The following is a 24,765-nucleotide window of genomic DNA, read 5'->3' as shown; positions in this document are numbered from 1 at the left end:
GGGAGAAATGTGCAGGTTATTGAGTGTAGAGTCCTTCTATTTCTATGGCCATGTTATGGGTTATGTTTCTTAGGGACATACAGATATAGCCTATGAGCTGGTATGTTACAGCCAATGAGCGATAGTCCATTGGCGTCCCACCTCTGTGAGACGATATTTTTGTCCGTGTTTTTGTACAAATCCTAATTCGCTTAAGTGCTTTAAGGTGCGGCTCCATGTGGGTCCTGAACTGCCAAAAGCTGCGGTAAGTTCTGCTCCGCCACCTTCGCTATGTTGAAGCAAGTACATCAGGGCATTTCGGTCGCGACCACTTATGGAGCCGTCGCCCAAAGGTATTTGAGACGGCTGCTCTCCTTCATAACCAGCACCTATGCCTACGCCAACGTAAGGGGTCTGTCCCTGGGATATCCCAGGCGTTCCAGTGGGTGAAGGATATCCACTTGGAACAGGTGTTCTATAGGATGGCTGTCCATAACCCGGTACTGACGGCTGCCCGTATAAGGGTTGTCCGTAGGCAGGTTGCACCCAGCCTGGTTGTGGTTGTCCAAAGACAGGCTGTGTTATCTGACCAGGCGTAGCTCCATAACCAGGCGCTTGAGGCTGTCCGTAGGGGTAACCCTGAGGAACTTGCCCGTACCCTGGTTGTTCAAAGCCAGGTTGCAGCAGCTCTGGTTGCCGAGAAACCCCTACCTCAGCTGCTGTAGCAGAGGGGACACACCCCTGCCCTACTGGTTCTTGGGACTCCTGAACGGAGGACAGCGAGATGGTGACGATGCAGCCTCCGGAAATGTTGTCTTCAATGGTGAGAGTGCCGCCCTTGTCGGCCATGTATTGGGAGGCATAAGGCAAACCGGATCCCACGCCGCGAATGTAGCGTTTCATGGATTCAGTGGCGCTTGAGGTGCCATATTCCAATGCCAGGCGCTTGTTGGGGATACCAGGGCCCTGGTCCGAAAAGCGAATGGTGTTTCCCTTGTCAAGGATTGAGATAGTGGGGGCCTGAAAATAGGCGTGAATTAGGTTCTCAACGCACTCGCGAATGACGGTGAAAGGAATGGCTCCGCCCTGCTCTTGGGCCAGTTTGTTAACGGTGGCAGTGATCTCCTCAAGGTAGGAGCGAATGTCTTGAGGGGCCACCATAACCACGCGGGGAGCTGCGGCTACATCGTCGTAGACCGCGATGCGTGCCGCAGAGGTGACTTCCAGCACCCCGGATGCGTGGGCGCCAGAAGCAGAGGGAACTGCTCCATCAGGGTTGTCTGGCTGGGAGGATAAGGGTTTCTCGGCAGCCACATATGACTCGGAAGTGCCTGAGATGTGGGAGTTTTGAGAGCTCTCTGCTCTGTCTTTCAGACCATCGTGGTCTGAAGAATGTGGGGGTGTCGAGGGGTTCTCGACGAAGGGATAAAAGGCGTCGGCCATGGGGTCCTCCGAAGATTTCAACAGCTTATGAAAGACTGTCGAAAAGTTTCAGGCAATTTCTTTCAATAGAAGAGTGATTTTCTACAAGAGATGATTCCTTGTGGAAAACTTTGCTATTAAAGGGTTCTAGTTCCTGCGCATTCCATGGTATCTGACCTATCGGATTTCATGGCCTGTGAAGAATTTCTTTCACGATCATGCAAAAGCTTGCACGGTTTTTTGGAACTTTTCAATGGGATAATCAAGCGCTTGAAAAGCTCGTTTGAGAGACTCTCTTAACCTCAGTGAAGTGGTCAATGCATGAAGATGCTGCTGAGGGGGCACATTTGCGGGTTGTGTGCCACAATTGACAGTCCATGATTCAAGCTCATACAATCGTGGAGCTTGTGCTGCCATCGCAGCTTGAACGTAGTATCCAGGAGGGTCTTTACCATGAAGCGTACCTATCAGCCTAATAAGCGCAAGCGCGCCAAGTGCCATGGTTTTCGTGCTCGTATGGCCACTGCCGGCGGTCGTAAGGTTCTTGCTCGTCGTCGTGCCAAGGGTCGCAAGCGCCTCACCGTCTAGAGGATTTTCGCATGAGAACGCTCAAATCGGCCAAAGCCTTTGGGCGTGTCTTCTCTCAGGGAAAACGGGGGCGCGCATCATTGGTGCGTGTCACTGCACTCCCTGTGCCCTCAGAAGACGGTAGTGTGGCCTTTGTCTGCGCCAAACGGCTGGGCAATGCGGTCTTTAGAAATCGCGCTAAACGGGTTCTCAGGGAGGCAGCTCGCAGTTGTGGGCTGCCTTTGTCTGGTTACGACATCATTTTGTTCGCAACTCCCAAGACCGCAGCTTCTCATCCCCAAGACATAGCCAAAGACCTCACACAAGCGCTTTTTAAGGCTCAGGTAAGGATGGATCATGAAGGCTGAAGGCCAGCGTAGTCTCGCGGCCCGTTTCCTGTTACATCTATTCTGGTTCTATCAGCGCTACATCTCCCCTCTCTTTCCGCCGTCGTGCATCTATAGCCCCACCTGCTCCCAATACGCAGTGGAGGCGGTGCAAAAATATGGTGCATTGAGAGGAGGATGGCTTGCCCTCAAGCGCATCCTGCGCTGTCATCCTTTTCATAAGGGTGGCTATGATCCTGTCCCCTAACCTCGACGTTTACTTCTAAGGAATCAGCCTATGTGGGAATGGTTTATCGGCTTTCTAACAACGATCCTTGAGGGTCTCCAACATATTTGTGGAGACTGGGGTCTTGCCATTATTATCTTAACCTTTATCATCCGTCTGATCTTGACGCCCCTGACACTCAAGTCCACCAGGTCTTCTGCGCAGATGCAGGTCTTGCAGCCTAAGCTTCAGGAGATTCAAGAGACCTACGCTAACGATCCGGTTCGTCAGCAAGAGGAGCTTCGCAAGATCTACTCTGAGCACAAGTTCAATCCCCTTGGTGGTTGCCTGCCCATGCTTTTGCAGATGCCCATCTTCTTCGCGCTCTTCACGGTGCTTAAGCAGGTCCCTACAGAAGCTCACTTCTATGGCATTCTCCCCTCTTTGGCTGACTCGGTAGCCCAGGTAGTGGCCACTGCTGGCTTTGCTGGCGCTTGGGTCTACATCTTGCTAGACCTACTCTTTGGCGGCCTCACCTTCCTGCCTATGTGGATGAACACTCGCAACTCAACCGCAGGCCAGCAGCAGTCTCAGACTCTCATCATGGGAGTGGTGATGGCTGGCATGATGGTGTGGTTCGGTTGGTCGGTGCCCGTAGGCGTGCTGCTCTACTACAACACCTCGGCTGCCTGGGGTGTTATACAAACCCAGTTCATCACCAACCGCGTGCTGGAGAAGTATAAGAAAGAGGAGGCTGAGCGCCTCGCCAATGCTCCTGTGCAAGTACACGTAGTACGCAAGGAGCAAAAGCCACGTCCCCGTAAAAAGAAGTAATAAGCTAGAGAAACTTGGCTGATTCTTAGAAATGATTGGAGGGCACGGAACTTGCTTGGTCCGTGCCCTTACTTATATTGAGAGGAGCACCAATGAATCTTGATGAAACCTCTGGCGCCTTTGATGAGGTGGAGAACGAGTCTGTGATGGTCACCTCTGCTGAGGATATCGAGGATGAGGACGGGGGCCAGCCCCTGGTAGATCCCCAGGACATTCTCGATGAAGAGGGAGAGGCTTTGGAAGAGGCCTTTGACGCTGCCGTGGATCTAGAGGCCATCAAAGAGCATTACGCTGAGACTGGCTCTCTGAGCGACCTGGAGATGGATGCGGTGGCCGATCTTTCTGTGAGTTACCTGCGTCAGATCCTTGCGTGCTTTGGTGAGGGTGACGCCACTATCGACGAGTATGAGAGTGACGAAGGCGAGCTTATTCTCGATGTCTCTGAAGGTGATCTGGCTATTCTTATTGGTCGGCATGGTCGCACTTTGGAAGCGCTCCAACAGCTTCTTTCTTCTCTAGTCAATCGATCGCTAGGCTTCCACTTTCCTGTGATCGTGGATATTGAAGGTTATCGCGAACGACGTCGCAAGAAGATTCGCGACATGGCATTCTCTGCTGCCGAGAAGGCCAAGCGCCGCCACACGGCTGTCTCCCTTTCTCCCATGAATGCCTACGAACGTCGCTTGGTTCATCTTGCTTTACGCAGTGACGATGAGGTCACTACCTATTCCGAGGGTGAAGACCCCGACCGCTACGTGGTTGTCTGTGCGGTGAATAACCGCGAGTAGCTCTTGAGTGAGAGAAGCAGCTTTCATTCAAAGTGGACTGAATCTATCTGATAATTGTGTTGCATTAGAAGGTTAGGGATCTAGGTCCTTGGCCTTCTTTTTTAGAGTGACTGTTAGGTTGGTCTTTAACTACCAAGTTCTAGCTCTGAGGAGGCTACACTGAGAAGTGTTGAGACCTATAGTTATAGCTCTGTGCTTATGTGCAATTGTGCTTTGAGTTGACAATTTCTTTTGAATCACTAACTTTTGGCGGAGGTACTATGTCATCCAACAAGCAAGCTCCTTGTGATTCTACAAAAGCTGGTTTACAACCTCTTGCCGCTCCCCTCGCTCAAAACCCTGTCTATCAAACAAAACTTAAAGATCTGGCACGGGCCTATAAGATTGACCTCACAGATGCCCAGGCGGCCTCTTTACTCCAGCATCTAGATTTAGTGCTTGAGAAAAACCAGGTCATGAACCTTACTCGGATCACTTCTGTCGACGATGCTCTAATCCTTCATATTCTGGATTCTTTGCTCCTTTTATCAGCCCTCGAGCAAAGCTCGTTACAATCACAGGATCCCTCTGGTGCCGTATTGGATATTGGAACAGGGGCTGGATTTCCTGGAATTCCGCTGGCCCTTCTCACACAACGATCCTTTACCTTGATGGACTCTGTGGGCAAAAAAGTCCGTGCCGTAGATGAGTTTGTGGATGCACTCGATATCTCAGAACGAGTGGTTACTACTAATGAACGTGCTGAGAAGTTCGCTCTAAGCCACCCGGAATCCTATGACTTTGTCGTAGCTCGTGCAGTAGCGGGCCTTCCAGTACTCATTGAGTATGCACAGCCTTTTTTAGTTTCTCACGGACGACTAGTGGTCTCAAAGGGTCGCTTAAGCGATGAGGAACTGACTAGTGGAATTAAAGCAGCTCAGCAAGCAGGCATGAAACTTGTTTCACGTGAAACGCTAGAACTTCCTGACTCTATGGGTCACCGAGAGATTCTTGCTTTTGAAAAAGTTACCAAACCGGTCCTCAAGCTGCCTCGTCCCATTGGCGAGGCAAAAAAGCGTCCATTGGGATAAATGTGTTTCTCAGCAAGGCCCAGTGATTCTTCTAAAGGCCATGACGTCTATGGGAAGGGCTTATGGTTTCACGTGAAACAAGAGAAACCCTCTGTATACTGCCAATAGGAGTAATTAAGACTTCAACACTCGATGAGAGGAGAGGCTTGTGTCTTCGGTGGAACAAGAAACGTACTATGAGGACAACCCAGCCAAAGTGCTTGCCATTATCAACCAAAAAGGTGGCGTCGGTAAGTCTACGACGGCAGTGAATCTGTCGGCCGCCTTGGGCGAAGCAGGAAAAAGTGTGCTGGTTATAGACCTTGATCCTCAGGGAAATACCACCAGCGGTTATGGCATTGAGAAGGAAGAGCTAGATGGTGATATCTACAATGCCTTGCTTGAAGATGAACCCATGGTGGAACTGGTTATAGAAACTGTTGAGCCTAATGTGAATCTAGTACCTGCCACTATCCAGTTGGCTGGTGCAGAAATTGAGTTGGTCTCCAAGATGGCTCGTGAGTCCATCCTTCGCCGTGCACTGGAGTCTGTGAAGGATGATTACGATTACGTGCTTATAGACTGCCCTCCTTCGCTAGGTTTGCTTACTCTTAACGCACTTATGGCGTCTGATGGACTTCTGATTCCCATCCAATGTGAGTACTACGCGCTAGAAGGTGTTACTAAGCTCATGGAGACCACTTCTATGGTGCAAAAGAGTCTCAACCCTCAGCTGGATATCTTTGGCGTGCTTATGACTATGTATGACAGCCGTACATTGCTTTCAAATCAGGTAGTCGACGAGGTTCGTCAGTTCTTTGGGGACAAAGTCTTTGATTCTGTGATTCCCCGCACGGTAAAGTTGTCTGAGGCGCCCTCTCATGGGTTACCTATTTCTCTCTATGCCCCTCATAATCGTGGCGCTGAGTCCTACAATGCTTTGGCGCAGGAGGTGATCGATCGTGGCTAAAAAGACTGGGCTAGGAAAAGGTCTCAATGCGCTCATGGCTGAGTCTTCTGCAGAAGTGGGCCAAGATGCGGAGACTACCCTCCCTATTGCACGTATTAAGCCTAACCCCAATCAGCCTCGCTCGAACTTCGATGAGGAAGCCTTAGAGCAGCTTGCAGATTCTATTGCACAACACGGTGTGCTTCAACCTATTCTGGTGCGCAAAAAGGGCTCTCATTACGAGATCGTTGCTGGTGAGCGGCGTTATCAAGCTTCCAAGATAGCTGGGCTTGAAGAAGTGCCAGTACTCATCCGTGAGATTGACGATGAAGATGTGTTCTCTCTGGCCTTGATCGAGAATCTTCAGCGTTCTGATTTGGATCCCATTGAAGAGGCCCAAGGCTATAGTCAACTCATTGAGACTCATCAGCTCACTCAGGAGGGTTTGGCCAAGATTCTTTCTAAGTCACGCCCTGCGATAGCCAATGCATTGCGTCTTTTGGATCTCCCTGCAGAGGTGCAACAGCTCCTACGAGAGCATCTCATTACATCTGGTCATGCGCGGGCTATTCTTGCAGTGCCTTCTGAGGAAGGTCGCATCAAACTAGCTAAACGAGTGGTAGAAGACAATCTGTCGGTACGTCAGACAGAAACACTCGCACCACTGTTTTCTGGCACAGAAGCTCAGAAACCCCAACGCTTAGTAGCCCCACAGTCCTACAAGCGTGCCGCTCGCACCCTGCGCATGGCGTTGGATGCCAATGTGAGGGTGCGTCAGTCTCGCGGCAAGAACCGTATTGAGATTGAGTTTAAAGACGAGGATGATCTAAGGCGCCTTATGGACCTTATTGCTACCAAAGAAAAGGATGACGACAGTGAATAAGCCCCTCAAGCTTATTGTGGCTTCTGGTTTTGTGGTGGGAATGGGCTATGCTGCCTATCACTATCTTTTGACCCCTGAGGCAAGGGAGAATTTTAAGGCCACTGTTTCTAAGGCCATAGATCTTGGCAAGTCTATGACTGAGAAGATGGGAGAGTCAGAAGAGAGTCGCAAAGAGGCAGTGAGACTGGAAGCTAATCAAGCCTGGATTGCACAGCAGTGGGAAAAGATGGGTTATTAAATCGTGAAGTTATTCAGGCAGGCTGACCTGTAATCTAATCAACGCCAACTAAGCTCTCATCTTAGTAGCAAGTTAAAGAAATAGGGCGCCCTAGAGGGTGCCCTATTTTTGTGTCGAGACGCAGCTCAGGTACACTGAGAGTAAGGGGCAAGCTTCAACTCATAGGGTGGGTTTCTTGGCAAGATATCGGGAAACCCACCCCTCCCCTACTGGGCTACTTGGCAGCTTTACGTTGTTTGAGCTGGCCGCAGGCAGCGTCGATGTCTGCTCCGCGAGACTGACGGATGGTGGTCTCGACTCCCACAGAGCTCAGGCGTTTTACAAAAGCGTCCAAGCGAGCAGGATCGGAAGGTTCCAGTTTTGAGCCCGGCAGATGGTTTAGAGCAATGAGGTTCACGTGGCATAGGGTGCCGGCGCAAAAGTCCACCAGGGCATCCAGGGAGGCGTCGTCGTCGTTGATGCCACGGATCATGGCGTACTCATAGGTGGGGCGGCGGCGGGTCTTCTCGGTATAGTCCTTCATGGCGTCGTGCAGGCGCTTGAGGCTGTACTTTTTAACGCCGGGCATCAAGGTGTTGCGTGTCTCGGGCACGGCAGAGTGCAGAGAGACTGCCAAGCCAAACTGCTCAGGCTCCTGGGAGAGCGCGCGAATGCCCGGGATGATGCCGCAGGTGGAAACCGTGATGTGGCGTGCGCCAATACCTAGGCCCTCGGGGCTGTTCATCTCACGCATGGCTTCCAGGGTGGCGTCGTAGTTGGCGAAAGGCTCGCCTTGACCCATGAGTACCACAGAGGTGATTCTGCGTCCAAAATCTTGAGCGATATGGGCGGCCTGGGCATAGATCTCATCGGCTGTGAGATTACGGGTGAAGCCTCCCTGGCCAGTGGCGCAAAAGAGGCATCCCATGCGGCAGCCTGCTTGGGTGGAGACACAGGCAGAGAGTTTGTCGCCATGGGGCATGCCTACGCATTCCACCGAGGTGCCGTCGTCAAAGGCCACAAGGTATTTGCGGCTGCCGTCGGCGGACTCTTGGCGGGCCACTTCGGTCACGCCTCCTAAGGTGGCTGTCTCGCTGAGCTTCGCGCGCAGTGCTTTGGAAAGGTTGGTCATCTCGTCAAAGCTGCGCACGTTCTTGGAGCGCACCCAATCCTCGATCTGTTTGGCGCGAAAAGCGGGTTCCCCTAGCGTGCCGAGAAACTCGACCAGCTCATCATGGGAGAGTTCTGCCAAATTGACCTTCGCGCGAGAGGTTTTCGCGCTCTTGGCGTCTTCCTTGGCGGCATCATAGGTGGCAACTACCGTCTCGCTGTCAATGGCACAAATGCCTCCAGCGACGGGGGCTGCGGGTGTATCGGCAGCAGACGGAGATTTGGTCTTGGTTGTACGGGGATTCTCGGGCATCGTGGTTCCTTGTCTTAAATGGCCTGATGAGTGGGGTATCCTCGGGAGCAGACTGTAAGTTCTACAAGTCTATTCCTATCGTTGCAAAGGTGTTGGGAGCGCCCATGAGCAGCACAGATGTCACGAAAAATCACGTCGCACTTCTCTGGGGAGGTTGGGCAGACGAGCGCGATGTGAGCCATAGCTCGGCTGAGGCAGTGGCTAAGGCGCTGGCAGAGGCTGGGTTCGAGCACGTGGACATGCTCGATGTGGCAGACCCTCAGTTCGTGGTTGCCCTCTCGGACGGCCATTATGACGTGGCGTTTGTGGCTATGCATGGCGCCTTTGGCGAGGATGGCTGCATCCAGGGCCTGCTGGAGGTGTTGCATATCCCCTACACCTTCTCAGGTGTGCTTGCAAGCGCCATGGGCGCCGACAAAGACGTCTCCAAGCTCCTCTATGAGCAGGCAGGCATCCCTGTGCCTCGCGGCCTCTGCGTCCATCGCGGCGAAGTGGTGAATCCTGGTGCAGTGGTGGAAGAGCTGGGCCTTCCTCTCTTCATCAAGCCTGCCGTCAATGGCTCCAGCTACGGTGTGACTCGCGTCACGGCGCCTGAGCAAATCGACGATGCCGTCAAGCTGGCGTTGGAGTCCTCGGATCACGCCCTTATCGAGGAGTGCGTGGTTGGTACCGAGATCACGGTGCCTGTCATTGGCAATGAGGACGCTCGCGCCCTGCCTATCGTCGAAGTGGTTATGGAGGGCGAGTTCTACGACCTCAAAGCCAAGTATGAGCCCAGCGAGCTCCATCATGTGATGCCCGCACGCTTGGCCCCTGACGTCTATGGGCGTGCTCAAGAGCTGGCTGTTATGGCCCATCAGGCCTTAGGTTGCGCGGGTTGCTCGCGCAGCGACTTTATCGTGAAGGCAGACGGCACCCCAGTGATCCTGGAGACCAACACCATCCCTGGCATGACAGAGCGCTCACTGCTGCCAGATTCTGCGGCCCATGATGGCATTCCTTTCTCGAAGCTTTGCCGTATGTTCATAGAGTGGGCATTGGAGGCTGGTAACTAAAAGGCCAGGTAGACCCTGCGAATCTATCCCCTCTCATGCACAGGCGCGGCACGGTGTCAGGTCGCATCATCATCTCGCCGTTCCGCTCTCCTATACTTGTGGCTCTTGAAGCCAGCGCGAAGAAAGGGCCCCTATGGCTCAACAGCTCCCGGTAACCGTGGACGATCTGTTCCTTCCAGAGACTCCGGAGTTCATCAAGGCTCCTTATCGAAACTTGGTTCATGAGGCCGCATTGGTGGATTTTGGGCCGCTGGAAGAAGACATCATTGTGCTGGATACCGAGACCACAGGCCTCTCGTTCCGCGAGTGTGAACTTATAGAAATCGCAGCTCAGCGCATTAGCGGTCGCGAAGTGGTGGATCGCTTCGAAACCTTCGTGGCACCCAAGGGCGAAATCCCCCAAGAGATCACCGCGCTCACCGGCATCACTAATGAGCATGTGAAAGGCGCTCCTGCCGCCAAGCGGGCGGTGGCGCAGCTGGCAGACTTTGTGGCAGGCTCCCCCGTGGTGGCACACAATGCAATATTTGATAGAACGTTCATCGAGAATGTCCAGGGCGGCTACCGAGTCTCCACTAATTGGATCGACTCTTTAGCTCTCTCACGCATCGCGTTGCCGGCTCTTAAGAGCCATAGGCTCGCCACGCTGGCCGAGGCCTTCCAATGCAACCCTGTCTCCCACCGCGCCATGGCCGACGTCGAGGCGCTCTCCGGCATCTGGCGCATCCTGCTGCTAGGAATCGCCCATATGCCTGCGGGTTTGGCTGCGCAACTGGCTGCCATGCACCCCGAGGTACAGTGGCCTTACAGGCAACTCTTTTCTTATATTGCCGAGAACAACCCCCTTGCATCCTTGGACCGCTCCCCTGCTGCCCAGGGCGCGTCCTTATCGGCAGCTCCCTTTGCCCCGGTATCAGCTGAGTCTGCAGAGTTCTCGCTGCTCAAGACCCGCAAAGCGCTCATTGAGGCCCTTCATGGCGAAGTGAAAGACAACGCTGCCGAGAAGATCTGCTCCCTCACTGCCCCCAGTGCAGCCGAGGTTGAGGCGGCCTTTAGCGGTGAGGGCGCCTTAGGTGAGATCTTCGAAGCCTTTGAGCAGCGCGCTGAGCAGGTGGAGTTTGCTCAAGCGGTACGGGATGCGCTTGACAGCTCTTCTCACCTGGCAGTGGAGGCAGGCACGGGGGTGGGCAAGTCCATGGCCTACCTTTATCCGTTGGCGCGCTTTGCCAAGGATAACCATGTGACCTGCGGCGTTGCCACAAAAACCAATGTGCTCACAGATCAATTGATTTCCCAGGAGCTGCCCGCATTGAGCCAGGTGCTTCCCGGTGGCCTGCGCTTCATGGCCCTTAAGGGCTACGACCATTACCCCTGCCTTCGCAAGATCGTGAGGGCAATGGACGGCGATTTGCCGCTCCATTTGGTCGATACCTCCAAGCGCTCGGAAAACACTGTGGCGGCCGACATGCTGACCGCCATCGCAGTGAATCTAGCTGCAGTAAGTCAGATGCCCGAGGGAGACCTCGATAGTTTGGGCGTGCGCTGGCGAAATGTGCCCAGATCTATGATCACCACTACGCCTGAAGAGTGCCTCCATGGCCGTTGCCCCTTCTTCACTGAGGGATGTTTGCTTCACGGTGCACGCCGCCGTGCGGCATCCGCTGACATCGTAGTGACCAACCACTCGCTGCTTTTGCTGAATGTAGCTGCAGAAAACCGCCTGCTGCCGCCTATGGCCCATTGGGTTGTTGATGAGGCTCATTCCTTTGCCGACGAGGCGCGCCGCCAGTGGGCCCTCTCAGTCTCTGCTGCTGATGCCCGCCAGGCCTTTGCGGCCCTTGGCTCCTCTAAAACTGGCGCGATCCATACTCTCATGAATCAAATCGCAGGTACCGAGGCTGCCGCTCTCCCCCAGCGGCTGCTAGTGAAGGGTGCTGCTGCGTTGGATCGCGCCCAGGTGGCTTCAGCGAACTTCTTCGACGACATGCTGTTGCTGGCGACGTTGGCTCCTGCAAACGCCTATGAGGACGCCACTATCTGGATCAATCCTGATGTTCGTCAAACCGAGCAATGGTCCCAGCTAGCAGAATCTGGTGAAATCTTTGCCAAGGCTCTAGAGGAAGCTCTACGATTCCTGCGTGAGGCTCAGGTAGCCGCCACAGAGGCCCTTCCTAGTGCCTCGCGCGAGATGATGCGCCCATTGGATAGCCTTTCTCGGCTCTTTGACTCCTTACGCATTATTCTTGCAGGTACCGATAGCAGTTATGTCTACTACCTGGAAGCTCCCCGCACCAAAGCCAAGCGCGGACAGGAACGCCTTGCTGCCGAGAAGCTCGACATTGGCGAGGAGTTGGCCAGCCACTGGTACCCAGACATGCTCTCAGTAATCTATTGCTCTGCGACTCTGGCTATTGGCAATAACTTCGACCACTTTATGGAGAATGTGGGTCTTGACCGAGTTATGACAAGTCCCACTCAGGAGAAGCCTCAAATTAAGACGCTTCGACTCCCCTCTTGCTATGACTTCGATGATCATATGGCTGTAGTGGTGCCCCACGACCTTCCTGATCCCTACTCACGCGACTACACACCTCGGCTGGTAGACGCTCTCTATGATATCCACATAGCTATGGGTGGCTCGGTGCTTACACTCTTTACCAATCGTCGGGATCTTGAACGCGTGAACAGCCTTTTGGCTCCACGACTCAAGGAGGCGGGCTTAGAAGTCGCCTATCAGATGCGCAATTCCAATATTCAACGCCTGCGTTCTCGCTTTATTGATGACAAAGAACTCTCCTTGCTGGCTCTCAAATCATTCTGGGAAGGGTTCGACGCTGCTGGCGACACGCTGCGCTGTGTGGTGATCCCTAAGCTCCCCTTTGCAAATCCCAATGATCCGCTAGTAAGGGAGCGTGAAGCCCGAGATCGCCGTGCTTGGTGGCGTTACTCGCTGCCCGAGGCTGTCCTCGCTGTCAAACAAGCTGCAGGACGTCTCATTCGTACTTCTACCGATAAGGGACTCCTCATCCTGTGTGATCAGCGCCTCATGACCAAGCGCTATGGCAGGACGTTTATCAATGCGCTTCCAAGCGCCAATGTGTCTACTATTTCTAGCGCAAATTTGGGAGAGTTCATCGAGTCATGGCGCCGACAGCACGAGGACTAACTTTCCTCTTGCGGTAAGCCATGAAAGATCAAGGCGCTCAGTCTCTTGCGAGCTGAGCGCCTTCATTTGCACGAAAACAGAATAATGAAACAAGATACCTATTTGTGATCTCTCATATCACAACAATAGAGGGATGCTGATGCTTATATCTAGCAGCTGTTATGTGATGTTATAGTTTGCATGATACAAAACTGTGATGAGTAGTGTCACTTAACTAGTGATAGGAATACTTCGATAACTGAATAGACATATCTGTGAGTCTCACTTGTGAGATCTTACGAGATGAAAACAGTCCTCTTATCACATACATTATGGTATTTGTGAAACGGCAAGTGATAGTAACGACTGTTCGGCCCTGATCTGGAAAAACGCTCCCCTCATAACCATAACGTTCAACTCTAGGGTTAACCTAGGCATTTAGCTGGGGTAATGAGGTTTAGTTGTCTTTCAGTCATCCTATTCCGGAGAATTATTGTCAGACATGGCTGTATCACACTCTTCGTAACCTAGTGACACAGCTAATGGGAATGAAGTAGAACAACCATAAGGGTTCGTAACAGGCCAAAGTTCTGCCCGTGTAAATTGCGGTTAGTTAAAGAGGTATGTCCTAAGCAGCGCTTTTGGGTGTGGCTGGGGTCGTATACTTGCGGGTATATGGCTTGCTCCCATGAGCAATGCACCCCTAAACGAAGCCATAGGTGCGCTTAGGCAGCACCGGACCCATGGAGGATGACGCCAATGTCCATGAGCGATAAGTACCTCGGCTATCTTGACTCCAAGATCGAGATCGCTCCTGCCAATACTCAAGAAGAGGTAGTGGCGGCAGATATAATCGAGACTCTGCTCAACGAGAACGGTCTCTCTGTGCAGCGCCAGGATATTATGGCGCCGGCCCACGGTAAGTTGGTAACAGGTATTGCCTTTGTGCTTCTATTTGCGGGCATTGTTGTGGCAGGCATCAATGGCATTGGCCTTGCGGTGTTGGGGCTTGTAATAGCAGTGCTAAGCGCCGCTATCCTATTCTTGTTGGTAACCGGTCATCCTGTGGTGAGCAGGCTTTTGCCTCCCGCGCGCAGCCAAAACGTCATCGGTGTCCACAGAGGTTGCGGGCCTCATGCCGGTCGCGGCGTGCGTCCCATCATTGTGATGGCCCATTACGACACGGGTCATGAGGAGCTCCTTGCCAAGCCAGCTCTCTCCCCCTACAGCCACTTCATCTATCAGGCAGCTCCCCTGGGCGCTGTCATTGCTCTGATCTGTGCCGTCATCCAACTCTTTGGGGCAGGTTCTCTCCCCTGCCGTATCTTCTGGATCATAGGCATGATTGCTGCACTGCCCGGTCTTTTGTGGGGTATCAATAACATCGTGGCTCACTTTGGACCTCTTACGGGCGCTGCCAACGATAACAATGCATCTGTGGCTGCCATGTTGGGTGTATCTCACGATGTGATGCGTGCGATGAACGGTGAGGAAGCGGCTCAACTAGAAGAGCACCTTACCAATGAGTTTGAGGCTCTATCTCAACAACAGGAGCCAGTCCCCTCTCAAGAAGGCCAAGATCTCTTTAATGGAGAGCAATATCAGCAGGTAGATACACCTGTTACGATAACTTATGGTCAAGAGGGTCCCCGTCAGCAACCAGCACAAGAGACAGTTGCAAAGGTCGAGGCCACTTCTGCGGTGCGCCATGGCCAAGAAGTGTTGGAGAGCTTAGGTATCCTTCCGCCCACCTGTCAGATAATCTATCGAGATGAGGTTGTGACAGTAGGTGTTACACCCACTACAAACACTATGGCCTATCAAGAGTCAGAATCGTTCGAAGAAACGCCCATAGAGCCAACAGCCTCTCCCTATAGCCATGAGGTGCGCAGTGCTGTGAGCGAACCCACCGGCCGCATGCCTCGCGTCAATGAAGTTGCGGGAGAGCTTCACGAGCGCTTCCGCGGACTTGCTCGCTCGGCTCAGCGGTTCACTTCCAATGTGCGTGAGCATATCTCCCAGGCCAATGAACACGACGATGAGACGCCGGTGCTGGTGCATGGCCCCAATAAAGATATCGAGGCGCGCCAAGATGAGGTGACTTGGGCCGACACCAACGTCGAGCCTGGCACAAAGGCGCCGGCTCAGCCTGAGGAGAATTCTGTTACATGGGCTGACACTCCCGTCGATCCTGCAGATATGGCAGTGCCCTCCCCCACTCAAGATGCCAGTGGTTCGACTCAGGCAATGCCTATAGCGGCTCAACCAGTGATCTCTGAGCGCGTGCAGGAGTTCGATATAACCAGCGATCCTTCTTGGGGAACCTCATCGTTCACACCTGCGAACCCGGTAAATGTGGCCCGTCGCGCAGCGCTCTTTGACCTGCCTGATCCCTCTGTGGCTGCGATAGATCCCCTGGCCATGGATGCGTCTGGCCCCTTGAGCCAGGTTAATCCTTTGGATTTCTCACCTGAAGACTTCGATGCATCTTCTCTCGAGGCTTCCAACTATGAGATGCCCAATGAAGGTCCCGCAGCTCAACAGCCTGTATCTGGAGGCACTGTGGTGACGCGCCAAACAGTAAGGAGCCAAGGACCTGCAGGTACCTCTGTGTATCATCGTGAGACAGTGAGACAGATCCCTGTGACAGATGAGAATTCTCAGATGGCTGCGGACGCAGTACCCATTCAACCTCTCGAAGTGGTTGATCAAACCCAAACTGCCAAACGTCGTGCAAAGACCCGTCGTGCGAATCGCAAGAACGCTTCCGATGAGCAGTCTATGGCCTCATGGCTTGGTGTAGATGAGGACTTTGACGCCAAGTCTAACGGTGAGTCCATTGGTTCTTGGGATTCCTTTAATGATGACGATTCCAGCTCTTCTTGGAAGGGCGGTGCTACTCGTTCTGAGGAGACTCGCGAAGGCGATCAGGGTGACGATCTAGAGCTGCAAGATGCCGTTCTCTCTCTTGGCGACGTTGATCTGGTAGCCCATGACATTTGGTTCGTGGCTGTGGGCGCCTCTGAGCTTGACCATGCAGGAGCTAAAGCTTTCATAGAGAATCATCGCAAGGATCTACGTGGCGCATTCCTTATCAATCTCGACTCTGTGGGAGCTGGCCAACTCACTGCGCTCTCCCAGGAAGGCCTTATCTCTCACCGGCGTGCTGACCGTCGCCTTCTCAAATTCCTTGGCCGCATAAGCAAAGATCTTCACATTCCTCTGTCAGAGCGTCCTCGACCCTGGGCAGATACCGACGCCACTCCCGCCATGCGTGCCTCTATTCGCTCTGTGACGCTAATGGGATGCGATCCCGGTGAGGTGCCTGCACTGGCTCACACTGCCGAGAATATCGCAGTCAACGTCGACCCAGCCCAAGTGTCTCAAGTAAATAAACTGGTCTCGGAGCTTATCAGAAGGTCTTAGAATCTATATCTATATGAGCGGCTGTGATAGGGAGTTGTTTTATCACAATCGCATCCTGTGTGACAAAACAACCTCCTTGTTTCCCTCTACCAGGGAAACAAGGAGGTTGTTTACGTAAATGAATGATGTGCTGCGAGACGTAACGCTTGAGACGCTAGGAGCTTAAGCGTTCTGAGTCTCTAGATACTCGATGATAGGGGTGTCGCCTACAATAGCGCGCCCTTCTGGAGTAACCAGGCAAGGCACGCTGCCTTCGCTGGAGGCCTGAAAGAGTGCTTCCTGTGCAGAAGAGTCGCTGGAAGCATCTACAAAATTGAACCGATTAGTGAGCCCATGGGCCTCGATCCAATTGATGACCCTGTGGCAGTGAGGGCAGGTAGGCAAGTAATAGAGGGTCATAAAGCGTTCCTTCTAAGAATAATCTCTGTATTTAGGAACAAGGGAATTACTTGGCGACATCGTCTGTTTGATGATCTAGCAAGGTGCCCAAGTACTCAATGATGTCGTCAGACTCATACATGGGCTTGCCATCGATGAACAGGCAGGGAACTTGTTTCTTGCCACCAACCTCTACAAGACGCTGTCCTGCTGCAGAATCGCTGGTAATGTCGAAGAGAGTCACGTTGTCTACGTTGTGGTTTTCCATCCAACGCAAAACTTTTTGGCAAAACGGGCAAGTGGGGCGATAGAAGAGCTCGAGAGAGCGTGCTTTTTCATTGGCCATGATTAATCCAATCTTTGTGGGCTTATAGTAAAGGATATATGCCCTCTCTTTTGAGACTTATGACTAATGATATGCACCCACATAACATAGACAGGGTGGATGTAAGATGCAAGTTAAAGGATACCTGAATATATAATAATAATCATTAACTAAATATAAATTGCTTTCAGAAATAGGCAACCACTGTCAATAAAATTCAGAAACTGAAGTACAAAACCATTGGACTAAGGATCAAGATGGTGTGGTTGTATGAAGAAGAACCACAATAAATGGTTATAGAGTACGAGGTAAATGAGCTAATAATAAAAGCAAAGCTAATTTTATATTTATGAACATAAATCTATCTACAACAGTCTAAAAATACGCTGAAATAAGCGTATACTTTGCTCTAACTTTGTAAACGCAGGATTATGGAGTTAATGGAAGGTGGGACAAAATGTTAAAAAACAAAACTGCACTACACCCCATTTTCAAGCGCCTGTATGCCTTTATGGTATGCACTCTGCTTGCATTGATTGGAATTGTTGGGGGAGGTGTATTAAAGCCAGCGCTTGGTGCGGTGGATGTAGGCGCCAATCCAACACCCAAGGTAGATATTGCTGTAGCGCTTCCTAGCGACTACCAAGGGACGTTCCTAGAATTCAAACAGGAGCTCACCCAAAAGCTGATAGCCCAAGGAATGGATCCCGGCAGCTTTCGTATTACCGACACTGCCGCCAAGATCGATACCAGCAACACCGAGGGTTGGCTTGTGTACAACCACAATACTGGATCTGTGAATATTGCAAACTATTTCAATAAAGATCAAGGCAAGCTTACAAATACTACCTGTCAATCGTTTAGTAGTCATATCTATAACTTCACTGAAGATGGCAAGACCAGCATGATATTCGCAGGATATCCTGATATTGCCGCATTCGATGCAATGATTTATCCTGCACCTAGCAATGCTCGTCGTACGTTTAGTTTTGACGTCAACGGCTCTGCTGTGAGGACTCACACCCTCAATAGCACTGGCTTCATGATGAATGTGGGCAAGAACCCAAACGGCACCCTCACTGGATATTACCTTCGCCTTACAGGTACCAATAATGCCATCAGCAACGCTGCTATCTATCAGGTGAGTAATTACAACCCAACCAATAATTCGGTGATAGGGGGAACCCAGGTTGGCACTGCCAGTCAGGCAACCAATCTTGGGCCTGTGAACAAGGCACGTTTCACCGTCGACCTTCGCGAAACCAGTGTGACGGTACAAAAGCAGAACTACGACGCATCAGGTAATCTGGGAACTATCGAAACACTATTCAATGGCCCTGTAGCTCTTGTAGCCAACGGTTACAACGGTTTTGGCCCCTATATGCAAAACAGTAGCCATGGTTGTAATGAGTTTACTCAGTTCTCCTTCCTGGACCTTGAAATGAACTATGACTCCAGCGCCTTCGACGCGCTGAAGACCGTTCAGTACTATGAGGGAGCCCAGCAAAAGTACTTTATCAACTTGGTGGGCGACTCCAATGATCCTCAGATTCCCGATGAGACAGACGAGACTTATTCAGACGGTATCAACCGTATGAATGAAAATGAGATCTTCTATCTCTCTAACGCTCAAGACGGCAAGATTGTCACGGACTCAACGAAAGATGCCGAGGGCAATATCACCCATCAAGGCTTGGGCGCAAAGAACGGTTATATTGCAATGTCTGACGACTATGTAACCGAGCTTGCTGACTATATCTACACCAGCTTCATTGAGGGTAAGAAATTTGACACCTCACAGCCTGTCACCTCTCCAATACCTTTGGCGAACTTCTATATGGTGGACGCTTCTACTAAAACGTCGGAGACACCTACTCAGATCATGACTATCCATCAGCGCCATCTGCTGAACACCAATACGACATTTGCGGTGAATATTCGTGACAAGTCAAAGGTGGGGCAGCTGGCTGGTACTGGTGAAGATGCACGCATTGCCCAATGGAAGTTCACGGTGCTGGATCCTGACAACAACCAGGTTGCCACTAGCGGTTGGGTCGACCACGTCTCAAAGATTCCTGACTTTGTTTTCGACAAGGACAGCAAGAACGGTAAATGGATCTTCGAGCTTACGGTCAAAGACCAGAATGGTAATGAATCCAAGGCTTCTCAGACCTATATCACTGCATTCCTCGACGATAAGGTTCCTCTTATCGAGGGAACTAACTCCTCGAAGAACACCGCCACCTTTACCTTTACCGACACTGGTCAGGGTATCGACGATGACGGCATTACCTTCATCGAGGATAACCGTGGCTCTGGTGTTGCTGCCTATTGGATCACTAACGATGAGAATGCCACTCCAACCGAGACCGACTGGGAGTATTTTGACGAGGTGTCTCACACTGCCTCTGTAGACTATGAGCTCGACAGCACTCAGCCTGTCGTGGTGTGGGTGAAGGACGAATGCGGCAACCTTGGAGCTAAAACTGTATTCCAACCCACCCGCGTACAGGTTCAAGACCCGGACGGTAATCCCATCGATGACTATATCGTTATTGGCGAGAAGCCTATAATCGTGCTGCCTGATGAGGATGATCTCGACAATCCCGACGACCCTGAAGACAAGTTCAGTGGCTGGACCACCCCTAAAGGCGAGCCTGTGACTCCCGGCACCGACGTTCCTGTGCCGGAGGACCATACCATCATCATTCGTCCCAGTTATGCCAAGGACTATGCGAACCTCATCTACCTGGCGAACGGGGGACAAATCGCAGAAGGCAATACTGCGGCCTCCACTTCGTTCCGGGTGATCTCCGGCAATTCGATTCTGCAAAAGATTGAGGACCAAAAGGTGCTCCCGGTGCGCGAGGGCTACTCCTTCAAAGGCTGGAAGCTTGTGGCCGGTGATACCAATGCGGTGGTTGACGGCCTTGTGAATAAAGAGGCCGGCACTACTACCGCTACGGGAAACCAACTCATTTCCCCCGACGATCAGGTGGCCAAGCTCGTAAAAATCGATGAGAGCGACACCACCGCCCCGGCGAAGCCGGAGAACATCAAGAAGAACAATTACTACCTCGTCGCCCAGTGGGAGATCGGCGACTACACGGTGCGCCTTGATGCCAATGGTGGCTCTTTGGGTGCCACCCGTTCTTTCGAAGGCATCAAATATCAAGCCAACGTCGGTGCTCTAAACCTTCCGTTGAGCGGCCGCACCATTCCCGCAAAGCCCGGCTATATCTTCCAGGGTTGGTCTACCACCAAGAACCCCATGGACAACACGGCCAACACCTTCGCCGTCGCCGGCGGCGTCACAGGGATCACCCCAATCGCAGCTCCTACCATGCCTGCTCACGACATCACGATTTACGCAGTGTGGAAGGAAGACAAAGAGCAGTTTGTCGTGCACTTTGACTCCGCCGGCGGGTCGCGAGTCTCTGACCAGGCCTATAAGAACGCCACTGCGACAAACTATATCGGGTTCAAGACCCCCACGCGCCCCGGCTATGACTTTGGCGGCTGGTTCCTGGTCACCGGAGACGTGTTAGGTGACACTGCCTATACGGGCGATGAGGCCATTGCTACCAAGACAGAGCATACGTTCCGTGCCAAGTGGACTCCGCGAGACGACACTAAGTACACCGTCGATTACTACGTGAACTCCGGCAACAAGGATGCCAACGGCAATTATCTCTACACCAAGGTGAATAACCTCGACGATGGCACCAATCCCACCAAGACCTATACCGCTACCACCGAGAGCACCCAAACGGTGCCAGAGGCTGACAAAGTCCCAGAGATCGCCACTGGCGGCAAGAGCTATTGGTACAACCCTGACAGCTCCCATGTGGTAGTGAGTGAGGATGGCACCCAACAGACCGTCAACAACAATGTCTTCACGGGTACGGTAACCGGTAATCCCACGCTTTCTCTCAAGCTTTACTACGATCGTTACTTTGACGTGACAGTCGAAAAAGATCCTTCCAGCGACGGCGAAGGCACCTGTGAGAGCGCCATCAAGCAAAAAGAAGGCACAACGCCAACCGTGACCTGGGCTGCAAGCGCAGGGTCTCACGTCGAGCGCGTCATTGTGAATGGTGTCATGCGCGATGATCTTCTGGATGCTGGCAGCTATACCGTGGAAGATCCTCTAACCCAAGACGTCAAGGTTTCCGTGGTCTTTGCCAAGGACCCTGTCATCAAACCGGATGTTCCCGAGAAGCCCAAGCCTCCGGTAACGGTCGACACCCATTTCACCATCTCTACCAGGGTCGAGGGCACCACTGCGCAAGACGTGGTGGCGCTCAGCCCCACCCAGTCGGTGAAGAACGGCGAGAACGCGCAGGTTACCTGGTCTATCGCTGAGAATTCCCGCTATACCATCTCTTCCGTCAAGGTTGACGGCGCAGAGGTCGATATCGCCGCTGGCAAGTTCGACTTCACCGGCGTGTCTTCCAACCACGACGTGGTGGTGACCGTCACCGGCCTGCCTTCTATGGGCGGCACTGAGGTGACTACCGTCGACAAGTACACCGTCACGGTGAACCGTTATGGCGGCGACAGCGACGTGGAGACCTCCCACACCATGACTGTCAACGAGGGCGACACTGTGCATCCCATGTGGAACGCCCTCAACAGCAAATGGGAGATCGTAAAGATCGTCATCGACAACAAAGACATCACCTCAGAGCTCAAGGGCCAGACGCTTCAGAGCACTGGGGCTTACCGCAAGGGGGTCTTCAGCAAGCCTATCTCTGCGAACCATGTGGTTGATATCTATATGGCAGAACCTTCTGACGATCCTGATGGCATTCCTGTGATCCCTGACTACACCGATCCAAACGAGTATGTGCACATCAAGACCAAGATCGTAGGCGCCGTAGGCGCAGTGAATGGTTCCATCACTGGCGGAACTACGGTAAAGAAGGATGAGAATGCCAGTTATGACGTGGAATGGAGCCTCCAGGCTACGACAGACAACGGCAAAGAGCTCAAGTTGGGCAACCTGCAGGCAGGCAACAACGGGTTCTTCTATGCCACCAGTGCCGACGGCACGGCTATCGACCCCGATGATGACAATTACGTGTGCTATGAACTTGAGAAGGTGGTGGTAAACGGCGAGCCTGTGGCCAAAAATGCCGAAGGCAAAATCACTGTTCCTACCAACAGTGACAAAGACATAGAGGTCCATGTGCGCCCAGTGCTCCACACTGTCAATATCGTGAAGTACGGCGAGGGCAATGTGTCTCCTTCGAAATCCGTCTATCACCTAGGCAACTACAAAGACCTCAATGCAAATCCTGCTGCTGGTTCCTACCTCATGAAGGTAGTGGTGAACGGTGAGACTATCTATGACGCCGTTGAGGCTGGGGATCTAGTGGCCAACCCGGCATCTCCTCAGCAGGCGCTTGCGCGCGGAGGCCTCTTTAAGGCAGCCCCGCTTTACTGGCTGGGCTCCAAGGGATTGATCTCCCATATCTCCACTGAGCTTCCTGCGCAGGATGAAGAGCCGCAGGAAGAGGGCGTCACCCAGCCTAGCGATGAGCCTGTGAGCCTGCCTGAAGATGGCTCTCCCAAGTCAGAGGCCCAGGTTCAAGAAGAGAATCCGGCCGAGAAAGGCCTCGACTCCGAGCCCAAGGCTTTGCCTGAGGCCCCTGCAGTAGAGACTGCTGAGACTCCAGAGGATTTCGCGGACGAAACCTCTCTTAAAGAGGAGCCCCTGAAGAAGGATCCTGTGACAACCTATACAGACTCCTTCGATCGCAGCTCCATGGATCGCACCAACGTGATCAACGACCACAATATCGAGGTCTACTTCGCTAAGCAGGCCACCGACGAGGATGGAAACCCCAAGACCGATCCTGATGGCAAACCAGTGGTCGACCCAGTGCCCGAGAAGACCTTCAACGTCTCTGCCACCATCACCAACGGCGAAGGCACCGTGTCTGGCAACGCGCTGGTGAACGAGGGTGGGAATGCCACTTTGACCATTGCTCCGGGCGAAGGTTACATAGTTGAGTCTGTGAAGGATGCCGACGGCAATGTCTATACGCCCAACAAAGACGGTCAAATCACCTTCAACAACGTTCAGGCAGACCATAAACTCGAGGTGGCGCTTGCCCGCAAGCCTGTGGACAACACCAACAAGCCCATTCCCGGCGATATCAATGTGGATCCTGAGAGCACATTCCAGGTAAGCACTTTGGTACAGGGTGGCGCTGGCACCATCTCAGGCGCAGGTACCGTTCATGCAGGCGACAGCCGCACGGTAACTTGGGCCCCCAACGATGAGAACGAGAAGGTTGCCTACGTTTACGTAGACGGTGTTTCTCAGCCGGATCTCAAGGACAAGGGCACCTACACCTTCGATGACATCGACAAGAACCATCACATCACCGTGGTGTTTGCCACAAACACCAACAACATCGATACCGACGGCGACGGCGAGCCCGATACTAACATCGATGACGACGGCGACGGCGAACCCGATGTGAACGTGGACACCGACGGCGACGGCGAGCCTGACATCAATAAGGACACCGATGACGACGGCAAGCCCGACACTGACGTGGACACTGACGGTGACGGCAAACCTGATACCAACGTGGACACTGACGGTGACGGCAAACCTGATACCAACATCGTTGACGAGGACGGCGACGGCAAACCTGATCCAGTGGATCCCAAGGATCCCGAGGGTCCCAAGAAGCCCACTACCAATGTGGATACTGACGGCGACGGCAAACCCGACGTGAACATCGATACCGATGACGACGGCAAGCCCGACGTGAACATCGTTGACGAGGACGGCGACGGTAAGCCCGACCCCATCGACCCCACCAAGAAGCCCGCACCCAAACCCAATGTCAACGTAGACACCGACGGCGACGGAGGGCCTGATGTCAATAAGGACACCAACGGCGACGGCAAACCCGACGTGAACATCGTGGACGAGGACGGCGACGGCAAACCTGATCCAGTGGATCCCAAGGATCCCGAGGGTCCCAAGAAACCCAATGTCAACGTAGACACCGATGATGACGACAAGCCTGACCTGAATAAGGACACCGACGGCGACGGCAAACCCGACGTGAACATCGTGGACGAGGACGGCGACGGCAAACCCGACCCCATCGATCCAGAGAATCCACCACTGCCTAACGTCAACATCGACACCAACGGCGACGGCAAACCTGAACTCAACGTGGATACTGACGGCGACGGCAAGCCAGACCTCAATATTGTTGATAAGGACAAGGACGGCAAGCCCGATCCAGTGGATCCCAAACAGCATCCCGCGCCTACGCCTGATGTGAACATCGACACCAACGGCGACGGCAAGCCTGAGCTCAATGTGGATACTGACGGCGATGGCAAGCCTGATATGAACATTGATACCGATGGCGACGGTATTGCTGATACCAATATCGATACCAATGGCGATGGTAAGTACGACTGGGCTGACGAGTCTCACCCTCAGCACGCCGACTTCCTCAACCAGAACACCAGTGTTGCCACCAAGGTGACTCCTTCTGGCACCCGCGTGGCTCCCAAGATGGGCGACGCCTCCATCGCCTCCAGCCTGGTAAGTCTTCTGGCGGCAGCCACAGCCACCACCGGCGGCATTGTCTTTGTGGGTCGCAAGCGCCGCAATCGCAAGTAAGCGACGCTGACGCTGAGAGTTCGTAGTTCTCAGACGACCGCTTCAATTTGAGGTCCCACCTCTTGGCCCGCTCTCTCCCAAACGGGGGAGGGCGGGCTTTGTCGTGAGAG

At 53.0% G+C, this 24,765-nt stretch carries 17 protein-coding genes; 13 read left to right on the top strand and 4 right to left on the bottom strand.

Features of this window, described 5'->3' with window-relative positions; all coding sequences use genetic code 11:
- Nucleotides 1-105: 105 nt before the first annotated feature.
- Nucleotides 106-1,422: an ATP-binding protein gene (locus OR601_RS08620; protein ID WP_265591740.1), complete on the bottom strand. Its 1,317-nt coding sequence runs from the start codon at nt 1,420-1,422 to the stop codon at nt 106-108.
- Between the two features lie 432 nt (nt 1,423-1,854).
- On the opposite strand from OR601_RS08620, the gene rpmH reads away from it, so the two are divergent.
- The 9 genes from rpmH to OR601_RS08575 all read left to right on the top strand — a co-directional run bounded on the left by rpmH (nt 1,855) and on the right by OR601_RS08575 (nt 7,261).
- Nucleotides 1,855-1,989 carry a 50S ribosomal protein L34 gene (rpmH, locus tag OR601_RS08615; protein WP_136011754.1) on the top strand — a complete coding sequence of 45 codons (135 nt, stop codon included), beginning with the start codon at nt 1,855-1,857 and terminating at the stop codon, nt 1,987-1,989.
- A gap of 11 nt (nt 1,990-2,000) precedes the next feature.
- Nucleotides 2,001-2,336: a ribonuclease P protein component gene (rnpA, locus tag OR601_RS08610; protein WP_265591739.1), complete on the top strand. Its 336-nt coding sequence runs from the start codon at nt 2,001-2,003 to the stop codon at nt 2,334-2,336.
- A complete protein-coding gene (yidD, locus tag OR601_RS08605; protein WP_136011756.1) occupies nt 2,326-2,562 on the top strand; it encodes a membrane protein insertion efficiency factor YidD in 237 nt (78 codons plus the stop codon). The genes rnpA and yidD overlap by 11 nt, the downstream gene beginning before the upstream one ends.
- Nucleotides 2,563-2,592: 30 nt before the next feature.
- Complete coding sequence (locus OR601_RS08600) at nt 2,593-3,354, top strand: YidC/Oxa1 family membrane protein insertase (protein ID WP_265591738.1); 762 nt, start codon at nt 2,593-2,595, stop codon at nt 3,352-3,354.
- A 92-nt stretch (nt 3,355-3,446) separates the two neighbouring features.
- The gene (locus OR601_RS08595; protein ID WP_265591737.1) at nt 3,447-4,142 is read left to right on the top strand and encodes a Jag family protein; all 696 of its coding nucleotides are present in this window, start codon (nt 3,447-3,449) and stop codon (nt 4,140-4,142) included.
- Between the two features lie 260 nt (nt 4,143-4,402).
- The gene (gene rsmG, locus OR601_RS08590; RefSeq protein ID WP_265591736.1) at nt 4,403-5,212 is read left to right on the top strand and encodes a 16S rRNA (guanine(527)-N(7))-methyltransferase RsmG; all 810 of its coding nucleotides are present in this window, start codon (nt 4,403-4,405) and stop codon (nt 5,210-5,212) included.
- A 148-nt stretch (nt 5,213-5,360) separates the two neighbouring features.
- Entirely contained in the window at nt 5,361-6,161 is an 801-nt protein-coding gene (locus tag OR601_RS08585; protein ID WP_275438869.1) for a ParA family protein, read from the top strand.
- Nucleotides 6,154-7,023 carry a ParB/RepB/Spo0J family partition protein gene (locus OR601_RS08580; RefSeq protein WP_265591735.1) on the top strand — a complete coding sequence of 290 codons (870 nt, stop codon included), beginning with the start codon at nt 6,154-6,156 and terminating at the stop codon, nt 7,021-7,023. Before OR601_RS08585 ends, OR601_RS08580 begins: the two co-directional genes overlap by 8 nt.
- Complete coding sequence (locus OR601_RS08575) at nt 7,016-7,261, top strand: hypothetical protein (RefSeq protein ID WP_136011759.1); 246 nt, start codon at nt 7,016-7,018, stop codon at nt 7,259-7,261. The genes OR601_RS08580 and OR601_RS08575 overlap by 8 nt, the downstream gene beginning before the upstream one ends.
- 214 nt (nt 7,262-7,475) lie before the next feature.
- Here the strand turns inward: OR601_RS08575 and rlmN are convergent, their stop codons facing one another.
- Complete coding sequence (gene rlmN, locus OR601_RS08570; RefSeq protein ID WP_265591734.1) at nt 7,476-8,663, bottom strand: dual-specificity RNA methyltransferase RlmN; 1,188 nt, start codon at nt 8,661-8,663, stop codon at nt 7,476-7,478.
- A gap of 104 nt (nt 8,664-8,767) precedes the next feature.
- Here rlmN and OR601_RS08565 point away from each other — a divergent pair, with 104 nt between their 5' ends.
- The 3 genes from OR601_RS08565 (at nt 8,768) to OR601_RS08555 (ending at nt 16,289) form a co-directional block, all read left to right on the top strand.
- Nucleotides 8,768-9,718: a D-alanine--D-alanine ligase family protein gene (locus OR601_RS08565; RefSeq protein WP_265591733.1), complete on the top strand. Its 951-nt coding sequence runs from the start codon at nt 8,768-8,770 to the stop codon at nt 9,716-9,718.
- A gap of 133 nt (nt 9,719-9,851) precedes the next feature.
- Complete coding sequence (locus tag OR601_RS08560) at nt 9,852-12,884, top strand: helicase C-terminal domain-containing protein (RefSeq protein WP_265591732.1); 3,033 nt, start codon at nt 9,852-9,854, stop codon at nt 12,882-12,884.
- Nucleotides 12,885-13,628: 744 nt separating this feature from the next.
- Complete coding sequence (locus OR601_RS08555) at nt 13,629-16,289, top strand: M28 family peptidase (RefSeq protein WP_265591731.1); 2,661 nt, start codon at nt 13,629-13,631, stop codon at nt 16,287-16,289.
- 162 nt (nt 16,290-16,451) lie between these two features.
- On the opposite strand, the gene OR601_RS08550 is transcribed toward OR601_RS08555, so the two are convergent.
- Complete coding sequence (locus tag OR601_RS08550; RefSeq protein ID WP_136011764.1) at nt 16,452-16,688, bottom strand: glutaredoxin family protein; 237 nt, start codon at nt 16,686-16,688, stop codon at nt 16,452-16,454.
- Between the two features lie 46 nt (nt 16,689-16,734).
- The gene (locus tag OR601_RS08545; protein WP_136011765.1) at nt 16,735-17,013 is read right to left on the bottom strand and encodes a glutaredoxin family protein; all 279 of its coding nucleotides are present in this window, start codon (nt 17,011-17,013) and stop codon (nt 16,735-16,737) included.
- Nucleotides 17,014-17,449: 436 nt separating this feature from the next.
- Here OR601_RS08545 and OR601_RS08540 point away from each other — a divergent pair, with 436 nt between their 5' ends.
- On the top strand, nt 17,450-24,655 hold the full coding sequence (locus OR601_RS08540; protein ID WP_265591730.1) for an InlB B-repeat-containing protein: 7,206 nt from the start codon (nt 17,450-17,452) through the stop codon (nt 24,653-24,655).
- Nucleotides 24,656-24,765 lie beyond the last annotated feature (110 nt).

Origin of the sequence: Leptogranulimonas caecicola, from assembly GCF_023168405.1 — a bacterium.
GTDB classification, from domain to species: Bacteria; Actinomycetota; Coriobacteriia; order Coriobacteriales; family Atopobiaceae; genus Leptogranulimonas; species Leptogranulimonas caecicola.
The sequence above is the reverse complement of the archived record's forward strand: the minus strand, read 5'-3'. Positions and strand labels throughout refer to the sequence as shown.

Bases quoted from the DNA above. Each gene is read 5' to 3' on its own strand.
- rsmG (WP_265591736.1), top strand. From the start codon at position 4,403: ATGTCATCCAACAAGCAAGCTCCTTGTGATTCTACAAAAGCTGGTTTA.
- OR601_RS08600 (WP_265591738.1), top strand. From the start codon at position 2,593: ATGTGGGAATGGTTTATCGGCTTTCTAACAACGATCCTTGAGGGTCTC.
- OR601_RS08550 (WP_136011764.1), bottom strand. From the start codon at position 16,688: ATGACCCTCTATTACTTGCCTACCTGCCCTCACTGCCACAGGGTCATC.
- OR601_RS08560 (WP_265591732.1), top strand. From the start codon at position 9,852: ATGGCTCAACAGCTCCCGGTAACCGTGGACGATCTGTTCCTTCCAGAG.
- OR601_RS08545 (WP_136011765.1), bottom strand. From the start codon at position 17,013: ATGGCCAATGAAAAAGCACGCTCTCTCGAGCTCTTCTATCGCCCCACT.
- OR601_RS08540 (WP_265591730.1), top strand. From the start codon at position 17,450: ATGTTAAAAAACAAAACTGCACTACACCCCATTTTCAAGCGCCTGTAT.
- yidD (WP_136011756.1), top strand. From the start codon at position 2,326: ATGAAGGCTGAAGGCCAGCGTAGTCTCGCGGCCCGTTTCCTGTTACAT.
- rnpA (WP_265591739.1), top strand. From the start codon at position 2,001: ATGAGAACGCTCAAATCGGCCAAAGCCTTTGGGCGTGTCTTCTCTCAG.
- OR601_RS08595 (WP_265591737.1), top strand. From the start codon at position 3,447: ATGAATCTTGATGAAACCTCTGGCGCCTTTGATGAGGTGGAGAACGAG.
- OR601_RS08620 (WP_265591740.1), bottom strand. From the start codon at position 1,422: ATGGCCGACGCCTTTTATCCCTTCGTCGAGAACCCCTCGACACCCCCA.
- rpmH (WP_136011754.1), top strand. From the start codon at position 1,855: ATGAAGCGTACCTATCAGCCTAATAAGCGCAAGCGCGCCAAGTGCCAT.
- rlmN (WP_265591734.1), bottom strand. From the start codon at position 8,663: ATGCCCGAGAATCCCCGTACAACCAAGACCAAATCTCCGTCTGCTGCC.
- OR601_RS08565 (WP_265591733.1), top strand. From the start codon at position 8,768: ATGAGCAGCACAGATGTCACGAAAAATCACGTCGCACTTCTCTGGGGA.
- OR601_RS08555 (WP_265591731.1), top strand. From the start codon at position 13,629: ATGAGCGATAAGTACCTCGGCTATCTTGACTCCAAGATCGAGATCGCT.